Origin of the sequence: Klebsiella sp. JB_Kp004 (genome assembly GCF_040065795.1) — a bacterium.
Taxonomy (GTDB): domain Bacteria; phylum Pseudomonadota; class Gammaproteobacteria; order Enterobacterales; family Enterobacteriaceae; genus Klebsiella; species Klebsiella quasipneumoniae.
Genome location: NZ_JBEAKW010000009.1, coordinates 18,684 through 36,587 on the forward strand (window position 1 = coordinate 18,684; position 17,904 = coordinate 36,587).

Annotated in this window: 14 protein-coding genes; 6 read left to right on the top strand and 8 right to left on the bottom strand. The window is 60.0% G+C overall.

What is annotated here, in order from left to right; genetic code table 11:
- Positions 1-141 precede the first annotated feature (141 nt).
- A complete protein-coding gene (locus ABLX76_RS11185; protein ID WP_261902143.1) occupies positions 142-549 on the top strand; it encodes a DUF559 domain-containing protein in 408 nt (135 codons plus the stop codon).
- A gap of 10 nt (positions 550-559) precedes the next feature.
- Here ABLX76_RS11185 and ABLX76_RS11190 read toward each other — a convergent pair whose 3' ends face one another.
- From ABLX76_RS11190 to ABLX76_RS11205, 4 genes are all read right to left on the bottom strand, one after another.
- A complete protein-coding gene (locus tag ABLX76_RS11190; protein ID WP_048297987.1) occupies positions 560-1,459 on the bottom strand; it encodes a Dyp-type peroxidase in 900 nt (299 codons plus the stop codon).
- A gap of 94 nt (positions 1,460-1,553) precedes the next feature.
- Positions 1,554-2,129, bottom strand: a complete 576-nt coding sequence (locus tag ABLX76_RS11195; RefSeq protein WP_348874525.1) for an RpoE-regulated lipoprotein — start codon at positions 2,127-2,129, stop codon at positions 1,554-1,556.
- A gap of 61 nt (positions 2,130-2,190) precedes the next feature.
- Positions 2,191-2,640 carry a DUF2919 domain-containing protein gene (locus tag ABLX76_RS11200; RefSeq protein WP_032453690.1) on the bottom strand — a complete coding sequence of 150 codons (450 nt, stop codon included), beginning with the start codon at positions 2,638-2,640 and terminating at the stop codon, positions 2,191-2,193.
- A complete protein-coding gene (locus ABLX76_RS11205) occupies positions 2,627-3,052 on the bottom strand; it encodes a GNAT family acetyltransferase (RefSeq protein WP_002913637.1) in 426 nt (141 codons plus the stop codon). Before ABLX76_RS11205 ends, ABLX76_RS11200 begins: the two co-directional genes overlap by 14 nt.
- A 211-nt stretch (positions 3,053-3,263) precedes the next feature.
- On the opposite strand from ABLX76_RS11205, the gene amiA reads away from it, so the two are divergent.
- Both amiA and hemF read left to right on the top strand, forming a co-directional pair.
- Positions 3,264-4,136: an N-acetylmuramoyl-L-alanine amidase AmiA gene (gene amiA, locus ABLX76_RS11210; RefSeq protein ID WP_004201984.1), complete on the top strand. Its 873-nt coding sequence runs from the start codon at positions 3,264-3,266 to the stop codon at positions 4,134-4,136.
- Positions 4,136-5,035, top strand: coding sequence for an oxygen-dependent coproporphyrinogen oxidase (gene hemF / locus ABLX76_RS11215; protein WP_032453691.1), 900 nt, complete (start codon positions 4,136-4,138; stop codon positions 5,033-5,035). Before amiA ends, hemF begins: the two co-directional genes overlap by 1 nt.
- Before the next feature lie 54 nt (positions 5,036-5,089).
- Here hemF and maeB read toward each other — a convergent pair whose 3' ends face one another.
- Entirely contained in the window at positions 5,090-7,369 is a 2,280-nt protein-coding gene (gene maeB / locus ABLX76_RS11220; RefSeq protein ID WP_023290604.1) for an NADP-dependent oxaloacetate-decarboxylating malate dehydrogenase, read from the bottom strand.
- 294 nt (positions 7,370-7,663) lie between these two features.
- Between maeB and tal the strand changes: the two genes are divergently transcribed.
- The gene (tal, locus tag ABLX76_RS11225) at positions 7,664-8,620 is read left to right on the top strand and encodes a transaldolase (protein ID WP_023290605.1); all 957 of its coding nucleotides are present in this window, start codon (positions 7,664-7,666) and stop codon (positions 8,618-8,620) included.
- Between the two features lie 16 nt (positions 8,621-8,636).
- Positions 8,637-10,631 carry a transketolase gene (gene tkt / locus ABLX76_RS11230; protein ID WP_023290606.1) on the top strand — a complete coding sequence of 665 codons (1,995 nt, stop codon included), beginning with the start codon at positions 8,637-8,639 and terminating at the stop codon, positions 10,629-10,631.
- Here tkt and ABLX76_RS11235 read toward each other — a convergent pair.
- From ABLX76_RS11235 to aegA, 3 genes are all read right to left on the bottom strand, one after another.
- On the bottom strand, positions 10,621-11,667 hold the full coding sequence (locus ABLX76_RS11235) for a DUF1176 domain-containing protein (protein ID WP_023290607.1): 1,047 nt from the start codon (positions 11,665-11,667) through the stop codon (positions 10,621-10,623). The two genes, tkt and ABLX76_RS11235, sit on opposite strands and share 11 nt — an antisense overlap.
- Positions 11,668-11,754: 87 nt before the next feature.
- Positions 11,755-12,327 (bottom strand): GDP-mannose pyrophosphatase NudK, encoded by a 573-nt coding sequence (gene nudK / locus ABLX76_RS11240; protein WP_132136431.1) that lies wholly within the window; start codon positions 12,325-12,327, stop codon positions 11,755-11,757.
- A gap of 58 nt (positions 12,328-12,385) precedes the next feature.
- Positions 12,386-14,368, bottom strand: coding sequence for a formate-dependent uric acid utilization protein AegA (aegA, locus tag ABLX76_RS11245; RefSeq protein WP_348874526.1), 1,983 nt, complete (start codon positions 14,366-14,368; stop codon positions 12,386-12,388).
- 376 nt (positions 14,369-14,744) lie between these two features.
- Here aegA and acrD point away from each other — a divergent pair, with 376 nt between their 5' ends.
- Entirely contained in the window at positions 14,745-17,858 is a 3,114-nt protein-coding gene (gene acrD, locus ABLX76_RS11250) for a multidrug efflux RND transporter permease AcrD (protein ID WP_032453700.1), read from the top strand.
- Positions 17,859-17,904: the final 46 nt, after the last annotated feature.

Sequence of the window (17,904 nt, forward strand, 5' to 3'; positions counted from 1 at the left end):
AATGATCATTTACTGATGATCATCATATTTATAACGGGTACGAAAGGAGTAACGGTTTTATATACCGTTTGGCGATTTGGAAGTCGAAAAGGGAATAAGCACCTGGCAAAGCTTAGCTGAAAACGGCTGGCAAATAAGGTGATGAAATCGGACGAGGAGCGAACAGCGTGGCACACTTTGTTAATGGAAAACAGCACAAATGACGCCCGGCAGTTGCTCCGCCACCTGACGCCGCAGGAGCGCCGCCTGTGGCACCAGCTGCGCGATCGCCGTTTTGCCAGCTACAAGTTTCACCGCCAAGCATCCCGCCGGACCCTATATTCAAGATTTTGCCTGGTGATTGAGCTCGCCGGCGGCCAGCATGACAACCGGACTGAATACGATGCCCGGCGCACAACATGGCTTAAGCAGCAAGGCTGGACCGTTTTACGCTTCTGGAATATCGAGTATGACCGGAACGAAACCGGCGTGCTGCAGGTGATCCTGCGCACGCACGAGGAACTCTCCCCCTCACCCCGGCCCTCTCCCTCACGGAGAGGGTTAGGGTGAGGGGAAAGCATTACAGCGCCTGAATACGCTCCAGGGACGGCGCGAAGTAATAGCCGCCGGTCACCGGTTTGGTGAAGCGCAGCATCGCGTCGCGTTTGCCGTCGGTATCGCCGAACATGCTCAGCAGCTGCTGCTCGATGTTGTACAGACGCGCGCAGTAGGCGCAAAAATAGAGGCCATGGGTACCGCTGGCGGTGCCATACGGCAGGCTCTGGCGGACGATTTTCAGCCCTTTGCCATCTTCTTTTAAGTCAACGCGGCTCAGGTGAGACGTGACCGGACGTGCGTCGCCATCGATCTCTTCGTTGGCTTCTTTGGTGCGGCCAATCATCATCTCCTGATCCGGCACGCTCATGCGGTTCAGCTGTTTGAGATTATGCTCCCAGCGCTGGACGAATACGTAGCTGCCGCCCGCATCCACGCCGTCTTTGATCACCGCCACTTCACGACGGGTTTCTTCCCCCGCCGGGTTTTCGGTGCCGTCGACGAAGCCGCTGAGGTCACGCTCTTCCACCCAGCGGAAGCCGTGGATCTCTTCTTTCACCTCGATAGCGTCGCCAAAGGCGGCCAGCGCGGCCTGCGCCACCGAGAAGTTCACTTCATGGCGGGCGGATAAAATATGAATCAGCAGGTCATACTGGGTGGATGGCGCCAGCCCTTTGCCGTAGACCGGAAAATCTTTTAACTCCTCCGCCCCTTCGCCGCCGCTCAGCTGACGCCAGACGGTATTGCCGAACGCCACCACCGCACCGAGTTTAGCGTCGGGGAATTTAGCCTGGAAGGTGGCCACGTTATCGACAAAATTTTTGCTCGCTTCGCGCAGGGCGTTAACGTCCCCTTTGATATTGGCTTCAATCCAAATCGCCGCGCGGCAATGTTCCGGCAAAATGCCGCTCTGAACCTGAGACATCGCTCCTCCTGAAATGATGCAACTACAACGCTCTCGCGTTGCTAACGCGCCATTGTAACCGTTTTTCAGGGCCATCGTGTCTCTTCAGATCAATTTAGCGACGCCAGATAATTTTGCTGACCTTCCAGTTTTTCAGCGTATCGTCGGAGGGCATCAGCTCGTCCGGGCCGCTCCAGTGACCGGTGAAGGCGTAACTGATATGCTGGCTCCCCTCGGCCTGACACTCGACGACCGCGCCATTGTCATTGCTGCCTTTCTGGCAGTTGCCGAAGGCTTTGCTGTACAGGTCGCTGAACGGTGTGCCGATTTTCACGCCGCTGGCGGTTTTGATTTCGGCATCGCGGACGTCAATCCGGCTGATGGCGCCGTTGTCGCCATTGATGGTCAGCGCCACGCTGTTTTCTTTCAGCGCTTCAAAGTAGTGGACGATATTCCCCTTATCGGTCTTCATTCCGCTGCGCAAACGGTAGTCGCTCCCCAGCGCATCGCTAATGGCCTGTTCGTTGAGCGGCGTGGACGCCGTCAGTTTCCCCACCCCCTGCTCGGTCACCTCGGTGGAAGAACCAAACCAGTTCCACGGATAGGCCGCCGACCAGTTGACCGCGCTCATCGTTGAGCAGCCGGTCAGCGCCAGCGGAAGCGCGCAGAGCATTACACGTAGCGATTTCATATCACAATCCTTTCTGAGTCATTCAACGCATGTTGGAGTTCACGATCGGCAAAAAGTGCCATTAAAAGGTGGTCTGGCGAAAACAGGCGCCGAGGCGACGGCTGGTCGCCAGCCACCACAGGGCATAACCATCCGCCGCCAGCAGTCCGATGGTCAGCGAGGAGGGAGATTCGCCGCTCAGCCATAGCATCGGCTGCCACAGCAAGAGCAGCACTTGCGATAACACCAGCAGCCAGCGCATCGCCCGCCACAGGCGCGGCAGGCGCTGACGATAGCCGCTAAGCAGAAAGGCCAGCACCGCCGGCACGCCGGGGAGTAGACCGAGCCAGAAGCGGTCGTGATCGGGATAGAACAGATTTAGAATCGCGTCGCCCTGCTGACGCGACGCGCCGGCCATCAAGAACAGCACCCAGGTGCGGGCCTGTAACAACAGCACGCACCAGAAAAGGAAAGGCAGACGCAGACGGCCATGGGCATCAAAATCGGCGGGGATAAACTCAGTATTCTTCATCTTCAATCAGGCGTTTGCCCAGGGTCAGGACATCGGCGTACTCATAGCCCAGCCGCTCGTACATCCCCTGCACCACGTCGTTGTCCTCGCGGACCATAATATTGATTTTCGGGCAGCCGCGAGCAATCAGCTTTTTCTCCAGACGGTTGAGCAGCGCGTTCGCGATCCCCCGACCGCGATATTCCGGATGGACGCCCAGATAGTAGGCCGACCCGCGATGGCCGTCATATCCGCCCATCACCGTACCGACGACTTCGCCGTTCACTTCCGCCACCAGGAACAGGCTGACATCGTGATTCAGCTTGCGCTCAATATCCATCTCCGGATCGTTCCAGGGACGCAGCAGATCGCAACGCTCCCACAGCGTCACAACCTCTTCGAAATCCTGCTGGCGAAAAACGCGAATCTCCATGGTATTCCCCACCATTGACGGTTAAAAACAGTGATTATGGCGCGAATATGACTGATAGCCAATATCAGGCGAAATCAGCGACAAAAAATGGCATAATATGACTTTGTCATGTATTGAAATGAAAAGTAAAACAATTCTTATTTTGAATGGTCGTAACGGCAAACGCGATACGATATAACATTGGACATCACTTGTTTACAATTCAGGCCGAATGAGCACTTTTAAACCCTTAAAAATACTTGCTTCGCGCCGTCAGGTGCTGAAAGCCGGGCTGGCTGCCATGACGCTGAGCGGCGTCACTGCACAGGTCAGCGCAAAAGAGCAGCCACTGAAAACATCAAATGGACACAGCAAACCCGCCGCCAAAAAGGCCGGCGCACGCCGCATTGTGATGCTCGACCCGGGCCACGGCGGCATCGACACCGGGGCTATCGGCCATAATGGCTCGAAAGAGAAGCATGTGGTGCTGGCGATCGCTAAGAACGTGCGCAGCATCTTGCGCAGCAACGGCATTGACGCCCGCCTGACCCGCACCGGCGATACCTTTATCCCGCTGTATGACCGCGTGGAGATTGCCCATCAGCACGGCGCCGATCTGTTTATGTCGATCCACGCCGATGGCTTCACCAACCCGAGCGCTGCCGGCGCCTCGGTGTTCGCTCTGTCAAACCGCGGCGCCAGTAGCGCCATGGCGAAATACCTCTCCGATCGCGAAAACCGCGCCGACGAGGTCGCCGGTAAGAAAGCGACGGATAAAGACCATCTGCTGCAGCAGGTGCTGTTCGATCTGGTACAGACCGACACCATTAAAAACAGCCTGACGCTGGGCTCGCATATCCTGAAAAAGATCAAGCCGGTGCATAAGCTGCACAGCCGCAATACCGAACAGGCGGCGTTCGTGGTGCTGAAGTCGCCGTCCATACCGTCCGTGCTGGTGGAAACCTCGTTCATTACGAACCCGAACGAGGAAAAACTGCTCGGCACCACCGCCTTCCGGCAGAAAATCGCCACCGCGATTGCCAACGGCATTATCAGCTATTTCCACTGGTTCGATAACCAGAAAGCCCATTCGAAGAGACGTTAATGAAACCCGATGCCGCGCAGGTTAAAACTTTTCTGCTCCAGCTGCAGGACAGCCTCTGTCAGCAGCTAAGCGCCGTGGATGGCGCGCCGTTTATTGAAGACGCCTGGCAGCGGGAAGGCGGCGGCGGCGGACGCAGCCGGGTGCTGCGCGACGGCAATGTGTTCGAGCAGGCGGGGGTCAACTTTTCCCATGTCCATGGCGACGCCATGCCAGCCTCCGCCACCGCCCACCGCCCGGAGCTGGCCGGACGCAGCTTTGAAGCCATGGGCGTCTCGCTGGTGGTCCATCCGCTGAACCCCTATGTGCCCACCAGCCACGCCAACGTGCGGTTCTTTATTGCCGAAAAGCCTGGCGCCGAGCCGGTGTGGTGGTTCGGCGGCGGCTTTGATTTAACCCCCTACTACGGCTTTGAAGAGGATGCCGTCCACTGGCATCGTACCGCCCGCGATCTGTGTCTGCCTTTCGGCGAAGCCGTCTATCCGCGCTATAAAAAATGGTGCGATGATTATTTCTATCTGAAGCACCGCCAGGAACAGCGCGGGATTGGCGGTCTGTTCTTTGACGACCTGAACACCCCGGATTTTGACCACTGCTTCGCCTTTATGCAGGCAGTGGGTAACGGTTACGCTGACGCCTATTTACCCATCGTCGAACGCCGAAAAGCCACGCCGTACGGCGAGCGTGAGCGCCATTTTCAGCTCTATCGCCGCGGCCGCTACGTCGAATTCAATCTGGTCTGGGACCGTGGCACCCTGTTCGGTCTGCAGACCGGCGGTAGGACGGAATCTATTCTGATGTCGATGCCGCCGCTGGTGCGCTGGGAATATGATTACCAGCCGGAGGCCGGCAGCCCTGAGGCGGCGCTGAACGAGTTTATTAAAGTGAAAGCCTGGATCTGAGCGACGCCAAATCAGACCAAAAAGCCCCGGAGTACCGGGGCTTTTTTATGACGTTTACAGCGGTTCGGTTTGCGCTTCGACAACCGCCAGCGCCACCATATTCACGATGCGACGCACAGAGGCGATCGGCGTCAGGATATGCACCGGCTTCGCTACCCCCATCAGCACCGGCCCGACGGTGACCCCTTCCGAACTGGAGACGCGCAGCAGGTTATAGCTGATCCGGGCGGCTTCCATATTCGGCATCACCAGAATATTGGCCGACCCCTTCAGCGGGCTGTCCGGCATGCGATCGTTGCGAATGCTTTCCACCAGCGCGGCGTCGCCATGCATTTCGCCATCGATCATCAGCTCCGGCGCGCGCGCCTTCACCAGCTCAAGGGTTCTGCGCATCTTGCTGGCGGACGGGCAGTCGGCAGAGCCAAAGTTGGAATGCGACAGCAACGCCACCCGCGGTTCGATACCAAAGCGACGCACGCTTTCCGCCGCCATCAGGGTGATCTCCGCCAGCTCTTCCGGCGATGGATCGTGATTGACATAGGTGTCGGCGATAAAGGTGTTGCCGCTCGGCAGCAACAGCGCGTTCATCGCCCCGGCGGTGCTGACGCCATCGCGATAGCCGAACAGCGGCTGCACCACGCGGTAGTGGTCGTGGTACTCGCCAATGGTGCCGCAGATCATCGCATCCGCTTCGCCACGGTGAACCATGATGGCGCCAATCACCGTGGTGTTGCTAATCACCGCCCGCTGCGCCTGCTCCTGGGTAATGCCGCGGCGTTTCATCAGCTGGTAGTACTCGCTCCAGTACTCTTTAAACCGCGGGTCGGATTCATTATTGACGATCTCGAAGTCAACGCCGGCCTTGATCTGCAGGCCCAGCTTCTGGATGCGCATTTCAATCACGCTCGGGCGCCCCACCAGAATCGGTTTGGCCAGCCCCAGCGACACCAGCTCCTGGGTGGCGTGCAGCACCCGGGTCTCCTCCCCTTCCGCCAGCACCACGCGCTTCGGCTCTTTGCGCGCCTGAGAGAAGATAGGCTTCATAAACAGGTTGGTCTTATAGACGAACTCGCTCAGCTTCTCGATATAGGCGTCAAAATCGGCGATCGGGCGCGTCGCCACGCCGGAGTCCATCGCCGCCTTCGCCACCGCGGGGGCGATCTTGACGATCAGCCGCGGATCGAACGGTTTCGGAATAATGTAGTCCGGGCCAAAGCTTAAATCCTGATCGCCGTAGGCGGAGGCGACCACTTCGCTCTGCTCGGCGTGGGCCAGCTCGGCAATGGCATGCACCGCCGCCAGCTTCATCTCTTCGTTGATCGCCGTCGCGCCGACGTCCAGCGCGCCGCGGAAGATGAACGGGAAGCAGAGGACGTTGTTGACCTGGTTAGGGTAGTCGGAGCGGCCGGTGCAGATGATGGCGTCATCACGGACCTGCTTCGCCAGCGGCGGCAGAATTTCCGGCTCCGGGTTGGCCAGGGCGAGGATCAGCGGCGCGCGCGCCATCTTCTTCACCATCTCCGGGGTCAGCACTTTCGGACCGGAGCAGCCGAGGAAAATGTCCGCGCCGTCGATCACGTCATCAAGGGTGCGTTTGCCGTCGTCTTCCACCGCGTAGGCCGCTTTGGTTTCCGCCATGTTCGGCTCACGATCCTTATAGATAACGCCTTTCGAATCGCAGACCACGATGTTGTGCTTTTGCATCCCCAGCGCCACCAGCAGGTTCATGCAGGCGATAGCCGCCGCCCCCGCGCCGGAGACCACCATCCGCACGTCGGACAGATTCTTCTCAACGACGCGCAGGCCGTTGAGGATCGCCGCGGTGCTGATGATCGCCGTGCCGTGCTGATCGTCATGGAACACCGGAATATTCATCCGCTCGCGCAGCTGCTGCTCAATGTAGAAACACTCCGGCGCTTTAATATCTTCGAGGTTGATGCCGCCGAAGGTCGGCTCGAGGGCGGCGACGACGTTAATGAATTTGTCCGGGTCCAGCTCATCGACTTCGATATCAAACACATCGATGCCGGCAAATTTCTTAAACAGGACGCCTTTGCCCTCCATTACCGGTTTGCCGGCCAGGGCGCCGATGTTGCCAAGCCCCAGCACCGCAGTGCCGTTGGAGACGACCGCCACCAGGTTGCCGCGGGCGGTATATTTGTAAGCCGCCAGCGGATCTTTTTCGATTTCCAGACAGGGGGCCGCGACGCCCGGCGAGTAGGCCAGCGCCAGATCGCGCTGGGTGGCGAGAGGTTTGGTCGGCGAGACCTGGATTTTTCCGGGAACCGGAAATTCGTGGAAGTCGAGGGCGCTCTGTTTTAACTGCTCATCCATTTTATATTCCTTTCTTTCACGTATCGTTCGTAGGGAAAAAGCGTGATGACCATCCTGTCGTTCACCTTTCAGTGGCAGACAGTATCCCTCCTGGCGGGGCGATAAACTTTGAACACCGCCAAACTCTGGCCATCGCTATGATCTGGTTGTTATCAATTTATAGCGGTTATGTTACCCGGATTCGCCGCCAATAATAGCCCCGTCTGCTATGCTTTTTGGTTATGTACCTCATCAATATTTATACCGCATACCGGCAAGCACTCATGTAACACCTTGTTCCAGGAGGACTTATCCATGAATCAGCTAGACAGTATTAAGCAGTTCACCACCGTGGTCGCCGACAGCGGCGACATCGAATCCATCCGCCACTACCATCCGGAAGATGCCACCACCAACCCCTCCCTGCTGCTGAAGGCCGCCGGGCTGGCGTCCTATAGCGGACTCATCGACGACGCGATCGCCTGGGCCAAAAAGCAAGGAGGCAGCCGCGAAGCGCAGGTAACTCACGCCTGCGATAAGCTGGCGGTCAATTTTGGCGCGGAGATACTCAAAAGCATTCCTGGCCGTGTCTCCACCGAGGTGGACGCCCGGCTCTCCTTCAACCGGGAGAAGAGTATCGAGAAGGCGCGCCATCTGGTGGCGCTGTATCAGGAGATGGGCATTGATAAGTCACGGATCCTGATCAAGCTGGCCTCCACCTGGGAGGGGATCCGCGCCGCCGAAACGCTGGAAAAAGAGGGGATCCACTGCAACCTGACGCTGCTGTTTTCCTTCGCCCAGGCCCGGGCCTGCGCCGAAGCCGGGGTCTATCTGATCTCCCCTTTCGTCGGGCGTATTTATGACTGGTATCAGGCGCGCAAACCGCTGGATCCTTACGTGGTTGAGGAAGATCCAGGGGTGAAATCCGTGCGCAATATCTATGACTACTTCAAACAGCATAAATACAACACCATCGTGATGGGCGCCAGCTTCCGCCGCACCGAGCAGATCCTCGCCCTGGTCGGCTGCGACCGCCTGACCATCGCCCCGCCTTTATTAAAAGAGCTGCAGGCCAGCGACGCCCCGGTGGTGCGCAAACTGATCCCTGCCAGCCAGATCCTGCCGCGCCCGGTGCCGCTCAGCGAGGCGGAGTTCCGCTGGGAACATAATCAGGATCCTATGGCGGTCGAAAAGCTGGCGGAGGGTATCCGCCTGTTCGCCGTCGATCAACGCAAACTGGAAGATCTGCTTGCCGCCAAACTGTCACTTTAGTCTCACGGAGAAAACTATGTCCCGAAGAGAGCTTGCCAACGCCATCCGCGCCCTGAGTATGGACGCGGTGCAGAAAGCCAATTCCGGCCACCCCGGTGCGCCAATGGGGATGGCAGATATTGCCGAAGTGCTGTGGAACGATTTTCTCAAGCACAATCCGCAAAACCCTGGCTGGGTGGACCGCGACCGCTTTATTCTGTCCAACGGCCACGCGTCGATGCTGCTCTACAGTCTGCTGCACCTGACCGGCTACGATCTGCCGCTGTCAGAGCTAAAGCAGTTCCGCCAGCTTCACTCTAAAACGCCGGGTCACCCGGAGCATGGCTATACCCCCGGGGTGGAGACCACCACCGGCCCGCTGGGCCAGGGGCTGGCGAACGCCGTCGGTATGGCCATTGCCGAACGCACCCTGGCGGCGCAGTTTAACCGCCCCGGTCATGAGATTATCGACCATCACACCTGGGTTTTCATGGGCGATGGCTGTCTGATGGAGGGGATCTCCCATGAAGCCTGTTCGCTGGCAGGCACGCTCGGACTGGGCAAGCTGATCGGTTTTTACGATCACAACGGCATCTCCATCGACGGCAAAACCGAAGGCTGGTTTTCCGACGATACAGCGGAACGCTTCCGCGCCTACCACTGGCATGTGATCGGCGATATCGACGGCCACGATCCGCAGGCCATCAAACAAGCCATTACGGAAGCGCAGGCGGTGAAAGATAAGCCGTCGCTGATCATCTGTCGGACCATCATCGGCTTCGGTTCGCCCAACAAAGCCGGCTCAGAGGAGTCGCACGGCGCGGCGCTGGGTGAAAAAGAGGTGGCCCTGGCCCGCCAGCAGCTGGGCTGGAAATATCCGCCCTTTGAGATCCCGAAAGAGATCTATCAGGGTTGGGATGCGCGGCCACGCGGCGAAAAAGCCGAGCACGCCTGGAACGAGAAATTCGCCGCCTACCAGCAGCAGTTCCCGGAACTGGCCGCTGAGCTAACCCGTCGCATGGCAGGCGCCCTGCCGGAAGATTTTGCCGCGACGGCGCGTGACTACGTGGCGAAGCTGCAGGCCGAGCCGGCGAAGATCGCCAGCCGTAAAGCCTCGCAGAATGCGCTGAACGCGTACGGCCCCCACCTCCCGGAGCTGCTGGGCGGTTCGGCGGATCTCGCGCCGAGTAACCTGACCATCTGGTCCGGCTCGACATCGATTAAAGAGGATGCCGCCGGCAACTATATTCACTACGGCGTGCGCGAATTCGGCATGACCGCGGTGGCTAACGGCATCGCCCTGCACGGGGGCTTCATTCCCTATACCTCGACCTTTCTGATGTTTGTGGAATACGCCCGCAACGCCGCGCGCATGGCGGCCCTGATGAAGGCCCGGCAGATCATGGTCTATACCCATGACTCCATCGGTCTTGGGGAAGACGGTCCGACCCACCAGGCGGTGGAACAGCTGGCCAGTCTGCGGCTGACGCCCAACTTCAGCACCTGGCGCCCTTGCGACCAGGTGGAGACCGCCGTCGCCTGGCAGGCGGCCATCGCGCGTCAGGGCGGACCGACGGCGCTGATCCTGTCGCGACAAAACCTGGCGCAGATGCCGCGTACCCCGCAACAGGTTCAGGATATCGCCCGGGGCGGCTACGTGCTGAAGGATGCCGGCGGCAAACCCGACCTGATCCTTATCGCCACCGGCTCGGAAGTGGAAATCACCGTCCTGGCGGCGGAAAAACTGTTGGCCAACGGAGTGAATGTGCGGGTGGTTTCGCTCCCCTCCACCGACGTGTTTGACGCTCAGGACGAGGCCTGGCGCGAGTCGGTGCTGCCGTCGGACGTCAGCGCCCGGGTGGCCGTCGAGGCCGGGATAGCGGACTACTGGTATAAATATGTCGGCTTAAAAGGCAAGATCGTCGGCATGACCGGCTACGGTGAATCCGCCCCGGCGGAGCAGCTGTTCCCGTTCTTTGGCTTTACGGTCGACCATATCGTCGCCACCGCCGAACAGGTGCTTAACGGGTGATCCACAGCGTGGGCCAGGCATCTGGCCCCTGCCAGTTGTCGCACGTCGGCTGCTGTGCGTAACGGGAGAGGCTGAACCGCTGGCCGTCAAAACGCCAGCGGGTCTGGATCCCGCAATCGCCAGACGCGCGCCCCTTGTCCAGGGTCACCAGCTCATGACGACGGTCATCATAGCTGGCGTTAATCAGCTCAATCTCCCGCGGCGCCTCGCCGGGCGGCTGAAATGGCAGCGTCAGCCGCACCTGACGGGCGACATACGGGCGCTGGCGGGAGACCAGCCAGGCCAGCCAGACGGTGTTGTACGCCCCGGATTCACAGCTGGTCATCAGCAGCACTTTGTCATCCGTCAGCGCAGTGACGCGAATTTCGCGGCGGAACGGATCGAGGGAGCAGTTGCTGTTGCTCATCCGCTCATTGCCGTAATCCATCAGATCGTTGAGTTCATCACGTCCCAGCGGCGACTGCGCCGTGACCGCGCTCGCCACCGCGCGCAGCGCCGGCGCCGGCGGTACGCTGAGCGGCGGCTCCTCCCCTTTGCCGACCCAGGCCGTTTCGCTGCCCACCCGCTTTTGCCGGGCATCGATAAATAACAGGGCCGCTTTCAGCCCCTGCAGGGAGATGGTCTGCAGGCCGTTGGCCAGCGAGAGGGTTTTTCCCTCCTGGACCCGCTGAAGGAAGGCATCGATCGTCACGCTGTCGTCGGTTTTAATGAGTTTATCTTCAATGCGCCAGCGCTTGTCGGTCAGGGACAGCGGTTTACCATCCAGCAGCAGGCGCGGCGCTATCGGCGCGAGCGTCGCCACCGGATTGCCGGTGCCGCCCAGTTCGATACGCAGGCTGGCGTCAGTAGCCGCCCCGGCGCTGCGGCTGAGGGTCATCACCAGACCATAATGCAGCCCCACGTTGCGGGTGACGCAGAAATTTTGGTTATTACAGGTGACCTGCCAGTCGTTGAAGCGCTGCTGCGCCGGTGCCGACCATGCCTGTGAGCAAGGCAGCACCGCCAGAAAGAGGAAAAAAATGATGCGAAAAAGCATGAACCGCCCGACCCCAGATAAACCCGACCACGGCGCCTATCCTGGACAACGGCAGCCGCTGACTCAATCGGATTTGTCAGAGTTCCCCTACATCAGGCCGGAGGTTTGCAGATACTGCAGCAGAATGACCGCTTTCCCGTCGCGGATCTCCCCATCAGCGACCATCTGTAGCGCCTGGCTAAAGGGCAGCTCCAGCACCTCGATGGCTTCGTCATCCACCCCGCCGCCGCTGGTGGTTCGCTGGGCGTCGCTGTACTCGGCGATAAAGAAATGCACCACTTCGGTGACGCCGCCTGGCGACATAAACAGCTCAAACAGCTTTCGCACCTCGCCCACTTCATAGCCGGTCTCTTCCACCGCCTCTTTCCGAATGCAGGCCTCCGGCTCGTCGTTGTCCAGCAGCCCGGCGCAGGTTTCAATCAGCATGCCGTCATGATTGCCATTGACCCAGGTGGCGACCCGGAACTGACGCACCAGGACCACCGTCTGCTTATGGCGGTTATACAGCAGCACGGTGGCGCCATTGCCGCGATCGTAGACCTCGCGTTTGTGGCGCACGACGCTGCCGTCCGCCCGCGTCAGCTCATAGGTCATGTTGCGTAGTACGAACCAGTTCTCAGAGAGGATTTTATCTTTAATGACGTGAATATTGAGTGACATACCGACCCCACAGCGTAAAAGGACGCCCTCATACTACGCTGCGGAGCCGGGTTTGTCGTCAGTGAAGCGGCGTCGTTTTCAGCCCCAGATAGTCAAGGATCCCCTGCGCCGCATGACGGCCTTCCGCCATCGCCGTTACCACCAGGTCGGCGCCGCGCACGGCATCGCCGCCGGCGAAGATCTTCTCCTGACTGGTCTGATAACGGTAACGGCTCTCCACTCCGGCTTTAATCCGCCCCTGGCTGTCCAGCGCCACCCCGGCCGCTTCCAGCCAGGGCATGCGGTGCGGGTGGAAGCCAAAGGCCATGATCACCGCCTCTGCCGGCATAACAAACTCGCTGCCGGGGATCGGCGTCGGGCGGCGTCTTCCGCCGGCGTCCGGCGCGCCAAGCTCGGTGCGCAAAAAGCGAACCCCGTTCACCCGTCCGTTCTCGTCCAGCTCAAGCGTCACCGGCTGGACGTTAAACTCAAAGAGCGCCCCCTCTTCGCGGGCGTTTTTGACCTCTTTTTTCGAGCCCGGCATGTTGGCTTCATCCCGCCGATAGGCGCAAGTCACCTCGCGGGCGCCATGGCGCAGCGCGGTGCGCACGCAGTCCATCGCCGTATCGCCGCCCCCCAGCACCACCACGTTCAGCCCGGCGGTGTTGACATAAGGCTCCAGCGCCGATTCCGTCAGCCCCATCACCTGTTTGGTGTTGGCGATAAGAAACGGCAGCGCGTCGTAGACCCCGGGCGCCTCTTCATTCGGCAGGCCGGCCTTCATGGAGCGATAGGTTCCGGCGCCGACGAACACCGCGTCATACTCAGCCAGCAGCGTCGCCAGGGGGATATCTTTCCCCACCTCGCAGTTGAGCTCAAAGTGGACGCCCATCTCGCAGAAAATCGCCCGCCGCCGGGCCAGCAGTGACTTATCCAGCTTGAACGCCGGAATGCCGAAGGTCAGCAGGCCGCCGATCTCCGGATGACGGTCAAAGACCACCGGCTGTACGCCGTGGCGCACCAGCACATCGGCGCAGGCCAGCCCGGCCGGTCCGGCGCCGATAATCGCCACCCGTTTGCCGCTCGGCTTAACCTGCGAGAGGTCCGGACGCCAGCCGCTGGCCAGCGCCTGGTCGGATATAAATCGCTCAATATTGCCGATGGTGACCGCGCCGCTTTCATCGCGCAGGGTGCAGGCGCCCTCACACAGCCGGTCCTGAGGGCAGACGCGGCCGGTGATCTCCGGCAGACAGTTGGTCTGATGGGACAGGGCGACCGCGGCGGCGATATCCCCTGCCTTCACCAGCTCGACCCACTGCGGAATGTGGTTATGCAGTGGACAGGTCCATTCACAGATGCTGTGTTCTCCACATTTCAGGCAGCGGGCGGCCTGCTGCCGTGCCTGCGTCGGGGTGAACGGCTGATAGATCTCCTCAAAGTGGCTCTTACGCGCCTCCGCCGCCAGCTTATCCGGCTCTCCGCGCGGCGGCGTCATCGCCATTTGCCTGGCCTTCTCGCCGGCGTCGGGCTGCCTGGCGGGGGCCGCGCCGCGCTGCCACGGCTGCGCCTCCTGGCAGGCCGACCGCAGACGCCGCTGCCTGGCCAGCGTGGTCAATGTCTCATCGTCGGCGAGGCTCAGCGCCTGCGCCGGACAGTTTTCCACACAGGCCGGTCCCGCCTCGCGGCCCGCGCACAGATCGCATTTTTGCGCGCTGGCTTTCACCTGGCCTGCGGCCTGCGGCGTGACCACGACCTGCATCACCCCGAACGGGCAGGCCACCATGCAGGATTTACAGCCAATGCATTTCTCCTGACAGACCTGAACGCTGTCGACAGTCTGGGCGATGGCGCCGTTGGGGCAGCTGCGGAGGCAGGGGGCATCTTCGCAGTGGCGGCAGGTGATGGCGTTACGCTGCCCTTCTGCTTTAATCACGGTGATACGGGGCAAAAAGCGCTGCGGGGTCAGCGCATGTTGCTCCTCGTTATGCGCCATTACGCAGGCCACTTCGCAGGCCTGGCAACCGATACATTTTCGGCTATCGCTCAATATAAAGTGGTTCATGGCTTCCTTTTGTCTTATTGGTGAATAACCCCTTAATGCGCATGCCTATTTATTACCCGACAAGACGAGGCCGGAACAATGTTCATTTGCCCAGGATACCCTTTTTCTGGAAAGAATCCGTTTTGGATCAATTTTTTTGACTTAAATGAAATCAGGTTTCACACCGGCAAGGAATAATGCGTCCCCGGGTGCTGCGGGCGAAGCGGAGTGGCCGACCCGGCGGCAGGAAAGTTCGATGTTTCTTTACGATACGGCAAAAGCAACATGATAAATTACACTATCTCCTTAATTTCTCCACGATTGCCGGAGGCGCTGGGGCTAAAGTGGCACAGGCTGTGCAATAACAAGAACATGTGCATATGAGGTTTTTATTCTGATGGCGAATTTCTTTATCGATCGCCCCATTTTTGCGTGGGTGCTGGCAATCCTGTTATGCCTGACGGGCACCCTTGCCATTTTGTCGCTGCCGGTTGAACAGTATCCCGATCTGGCCCCGCCGAATGTGCGGGTCACGGCCAACTATCCCGGCGCCTCCGCGCAAACCCTGGAGAATACCGTCACCCAGGTTATCGAACAGAATATGACCGGCCTCGATAACCTGATGTATATGTCATCCCAGAGCAGCGCCACCGGCCAGGCGACCATCACCCTCAGTTTTACCGCCGGTACCGACCCGGACGAAGCCGTGCAGCAGGTGCAAAACCAGCTGCAGTCGGCGATGCGTAAGCTGCCGCAGGCGGTGCAAAACCAGGGGGTAACGGTGCGCAAGACTGGCGATACCAATATCCTGACCCTCGCCTTCGTCTCCACCGACGGCAGTATGGATAAACAGGATATCGCCGACTACGTCGCCAGTAACATTCAGGACCCGCTCAGCCGCGTCAACGGCGTAGGGGATATCGACGCCTACGGCTCGCAATACTCAATGCGCATCTGGCTCGATCCGGCAAAGCTCAATAGCTTCCAGCTGACCACCAAGGATGTTACCGACGCCATCAGTTCGCAGAACGCCCAGATTGCCGTCGGCCAGCTCGGCGGCACGCCTTCCGTCGATAAGCAGGCGCTGAACGCCACCATCAACTCGCAATCTCTGCTGCAAACCCCGGAACAGTTTCGCAATATCACCCTGCGCGTCAATCAGGATGGTTCAGAAGTGACCCTCGGCGATGTCGCTACCGTGGAGATGGGGGCGGAGAAGTACGACTATCTTAGCCGCTATAACCGCCAGGCCGCCTCTGGCCTGGGAATTAAGCTCGCCTCCGGCGCCAACGAAATGGCCACCGCGGAGCGCGTGATCGCTCGCCTCAATGAGCTGTCGCAGTATTTCCCGCACGGGCTGGAATATAAAGTCGCCTACGAGACCACCTCCTTCGTGAAGGCTTCCATTACCGACGTGGTGAAAACCCTGCTGGAGGCGATCCTGCTGGTTTTCCTCGTGATGTATCTGTTCCTGCAGAACTTCCGCGCTACCCTGATCCCGACCATCGCCGTGCCGGTGGTGCTGATGGGCACCTTCGCGGTGCTTTATGCCTGTGGCTACAGCATCAACACCCTGACGATGTTCGCGATGGTGCTGGCTATCGGCCTGCTGGTGGATGACGCCATCGTGGTGGTGGAAAACGTTGAGCGCATCATGAGCGAGGAAGGCCTGTCGCCGCGGGAAGCCACCCGCAAATCGATGGGACAAATTCAGGGCGCGCTGGTGGGGATCGCGATGGTGCTGTCGGCGGTGTTTGTGCCGATGGCCTTCTTCGGCGGCACCACCGGCGCTATCTATCGCCAGTTCTCAATTACTATCGTCGCGGCGATGGTCCTCTCGGTGCTGGTGGCCATGATCCTCACCCCGGCCCTTTGCGCCACCCTGCTCAAACCGGTTAAGCCAGGTGAATCTCATGAGAGAAAAGGCTTCTTCGGCTGGTTCAACCGCACCTTTAACCGCAGCGCCAGCCGCTATGAAACCTTCGTCGGCAAAATTCTTCATCGCTCGCTGCGCTGGATGCTGATCTACGTCGTTCTGCTCGGCGGGATGGTGTTCCTGTTCCTGCATCTGCCCACCTCATTCCTGCCGCTGGAGGATCGGGGGATGTTCACCACCTCGGTACAGTTGCCGAGCGGCAGCACCCAACAGCAGACGCTGAAAGTGGTGCAGAAAGCGGAAGATTACTTCCTCAATAACGAGAAGCAAAACGTGGAGTCGGTGTTCGCTACCGTTGGCTCCGGCCCCGGCGGCAACGGGCAGAACGTAGCCCGTATGTTCGTGCGCCTCAAAGACTGGGACCAGCGCGATCCGCAAACCGGCTCCTCCTTTGCCATTATTGAACGCGCCACCAAAGCGTTTAATCAGATCAACGAAGCCCGGGTCATCGCCAGCAGCCCGCCGGCGATCAGCGGCCTCGGCAGTTCGGCAGGCTTCGATATGGAGCTGGAAGATCACGCCGGTAAGGGGCACGATGCGCTGATGGCGGCACGCGATACGCTGCTTGAGCTGGCGGGTAAAAACCCGCTGTTGACCCGCGTCCGGCATAACGGGCTCGACGACAGCCCGCAGCTGCAGGTCGATATCGATCAGCGTAAAGCTCAGGCGCTGGGCGTCTCCATTGACGACATCAACGATACGCTGCAAACCGCGTGGGGGTCGAGCTACGTCAACGACTTTATGGATCGCGGGAGGGTGAAGAAAGTCTACGTCCAGGCGGCGGCGAAATATCGAATGCTGCCTGACGATATCAATCTCTGGTACGTCCGCAACAGCAGCGGCACGATGGTGCCGTTCTCGGCCTTCGCCACCTCGCGCTGGGAGACCGGCTCGCCGCGTCTGGAGCGCTACAATGGCTATTCGGCGGTGGAGATCGTCGGTGAGGCGGCGCCGGGCATCAGTACGGGTACCGCGATGGACATGATGGAGAAACTGGCCGCGCAGCTGCCAACCGGCTTTGGCCTCGAATGGACCGCCATGTCCTATCAGGAACGCCTCTCCGGCGCTCAGGCGCCGGCCCTGTACGCGATTTCTCTGCTGGTGGTGTTCCTGTGCCTGGCGGCGCTGTACGAGAGCTGGTCGGTGCCGTTCTCGGTGATGCTGGTGGTCCCACTCGGGGTGATTGGCGCCCTGCTGGCGACCTGGATGCGCGGCCTGGAGAATGACGTTTACTTCCAGGTGGGCCTGTTGACGGTGATCGGCCTGTCGGCGAAAAACGCCATTCTGATCGTCGAGTTCGCCAATGAGCTCAACGAGAAAGGCCAGGATCTGCTCAGCGCCACGCTGTCGGCCTGCCGTCAGCGCCTGCGCCCCATTCTGATGACCTCGCTGGCGTTTATCTTCGGCGTCCTGCCGATGGCCACCAGCACCGGAGCCGGCTCCGGCAGCCAGCATGCGGTCGGTACCGGGGTGATGGGCGGGATGATCTCCGCCACCGTGCTGGCCATCTTTTTCGTACCGCTGTTCTTTGTGCTGGTGCGCCGCCGCTTTCCGCTGAAGGAGCGTCCGCAATAAACCGTCGGGCGTCGGCGGCGAGCCGGAATAACAGAAAAGGCGACCT

Excerpts from the sequence above, each read along its gene's own strand:
- nudK (WP_132136431.1), bottom strand. The coding sequence starts at position 12,327 with ATGTCACTCAATATTCACGTCATTAAAGATAAAATCCTCTCTGAGAAC.
- ABLX76_RS11235 (WP_023290607.1), bottom strand. The coding sequence starts at position 11,667 with ATGCTTTTTCGCATCATTTTTTTCCTCTTTCTGGCGGTGCTGCCTTGC.
- amiA (WP_004201984.1), top strand. The coding sequence starts at position 3,264 with ATGAGCACTTTTAAACCCTTAAAAATACTTGCTTCGCGCCGTCAGGTG.
- tkt (WP_023290606.1), top strand. The coding sequence starts at position 8,637 with ATGTCCCGAAGAGAGCTTGCCAACGCCATCCGCGCCCTGAGTATGGAC.
- ABLX76_RS11190 (WP_048297987.1), bottom strand. The coding sequence starts at position 1,459 with ATGTCTCAGGTTCAGAGCGGCATTTTGCCGGAACATTGCCGCGCGGCG.
- ABLX76_RS11195 (WP_348874525.1), bottom strand. The coding sequence starts at position 2,129 with ATGAAATCGCTACGTGTAATGCTCTGCGCGCTTCCGCTGGCGCTGACC.
- acrD (WP_032453700.1), top strand. The coding sequence starts at position 14,745 with ATGGCGAATTTCTTTATCGATCGCCCCATTTTTGCGTGGGTGCTGGCA.
- tal (WP_023290605.1), top strand. The coding sequence starts at position 7,664 with ATGAATCAGCTAGACAGTATTAAGCAGTTCACCACCGTGGTCGCCGAC.
- ABLX76_RS11200 (WP_032453690.1), bottom strand. The coding sequence starts at position 2,640 with ATGAAGAATACTGAGTTTATCCCCGCCGATTTTGATGCCCATGGCCGT.
- aegA (WP_348874526.1), bottom strand. The coding sequence starts at position 14,368 with ATGAACCACTTTATATTGAGCGATAGCCGAAAATGTATCGGTTGCCAG.
- ABLX76_RS11185 (WP_261902143.1), top strand. The coding sequence starts at position 142 with ATGAAATCGGACGAGGAGCGAACAGCGTGGCACACTTTGTTAATGGAA.
- ABLX76_RS11205 (WP_002913637.1), bottom strand. The coding sequence starts at position 3,052 with ATGGAGATTCGCGTTTTTCGCCAGCAGGATTTCGAAGAGGTTGTGACG.
- hemF (WP_032453691.1), top strand. The coding sequence starts at position 4,136 with ATGAAACCCGATGCCGCGCAGGTTAAAACTTTTCTGCTCCAGCTGCAG.
- maeB (WP_023290604.1), bottom strand. The coding sequence starts at position 7,369 with ATGGATGAGCAGTTAAAACAGAGCGCCCTCGACTTCCACGAATTTCCG.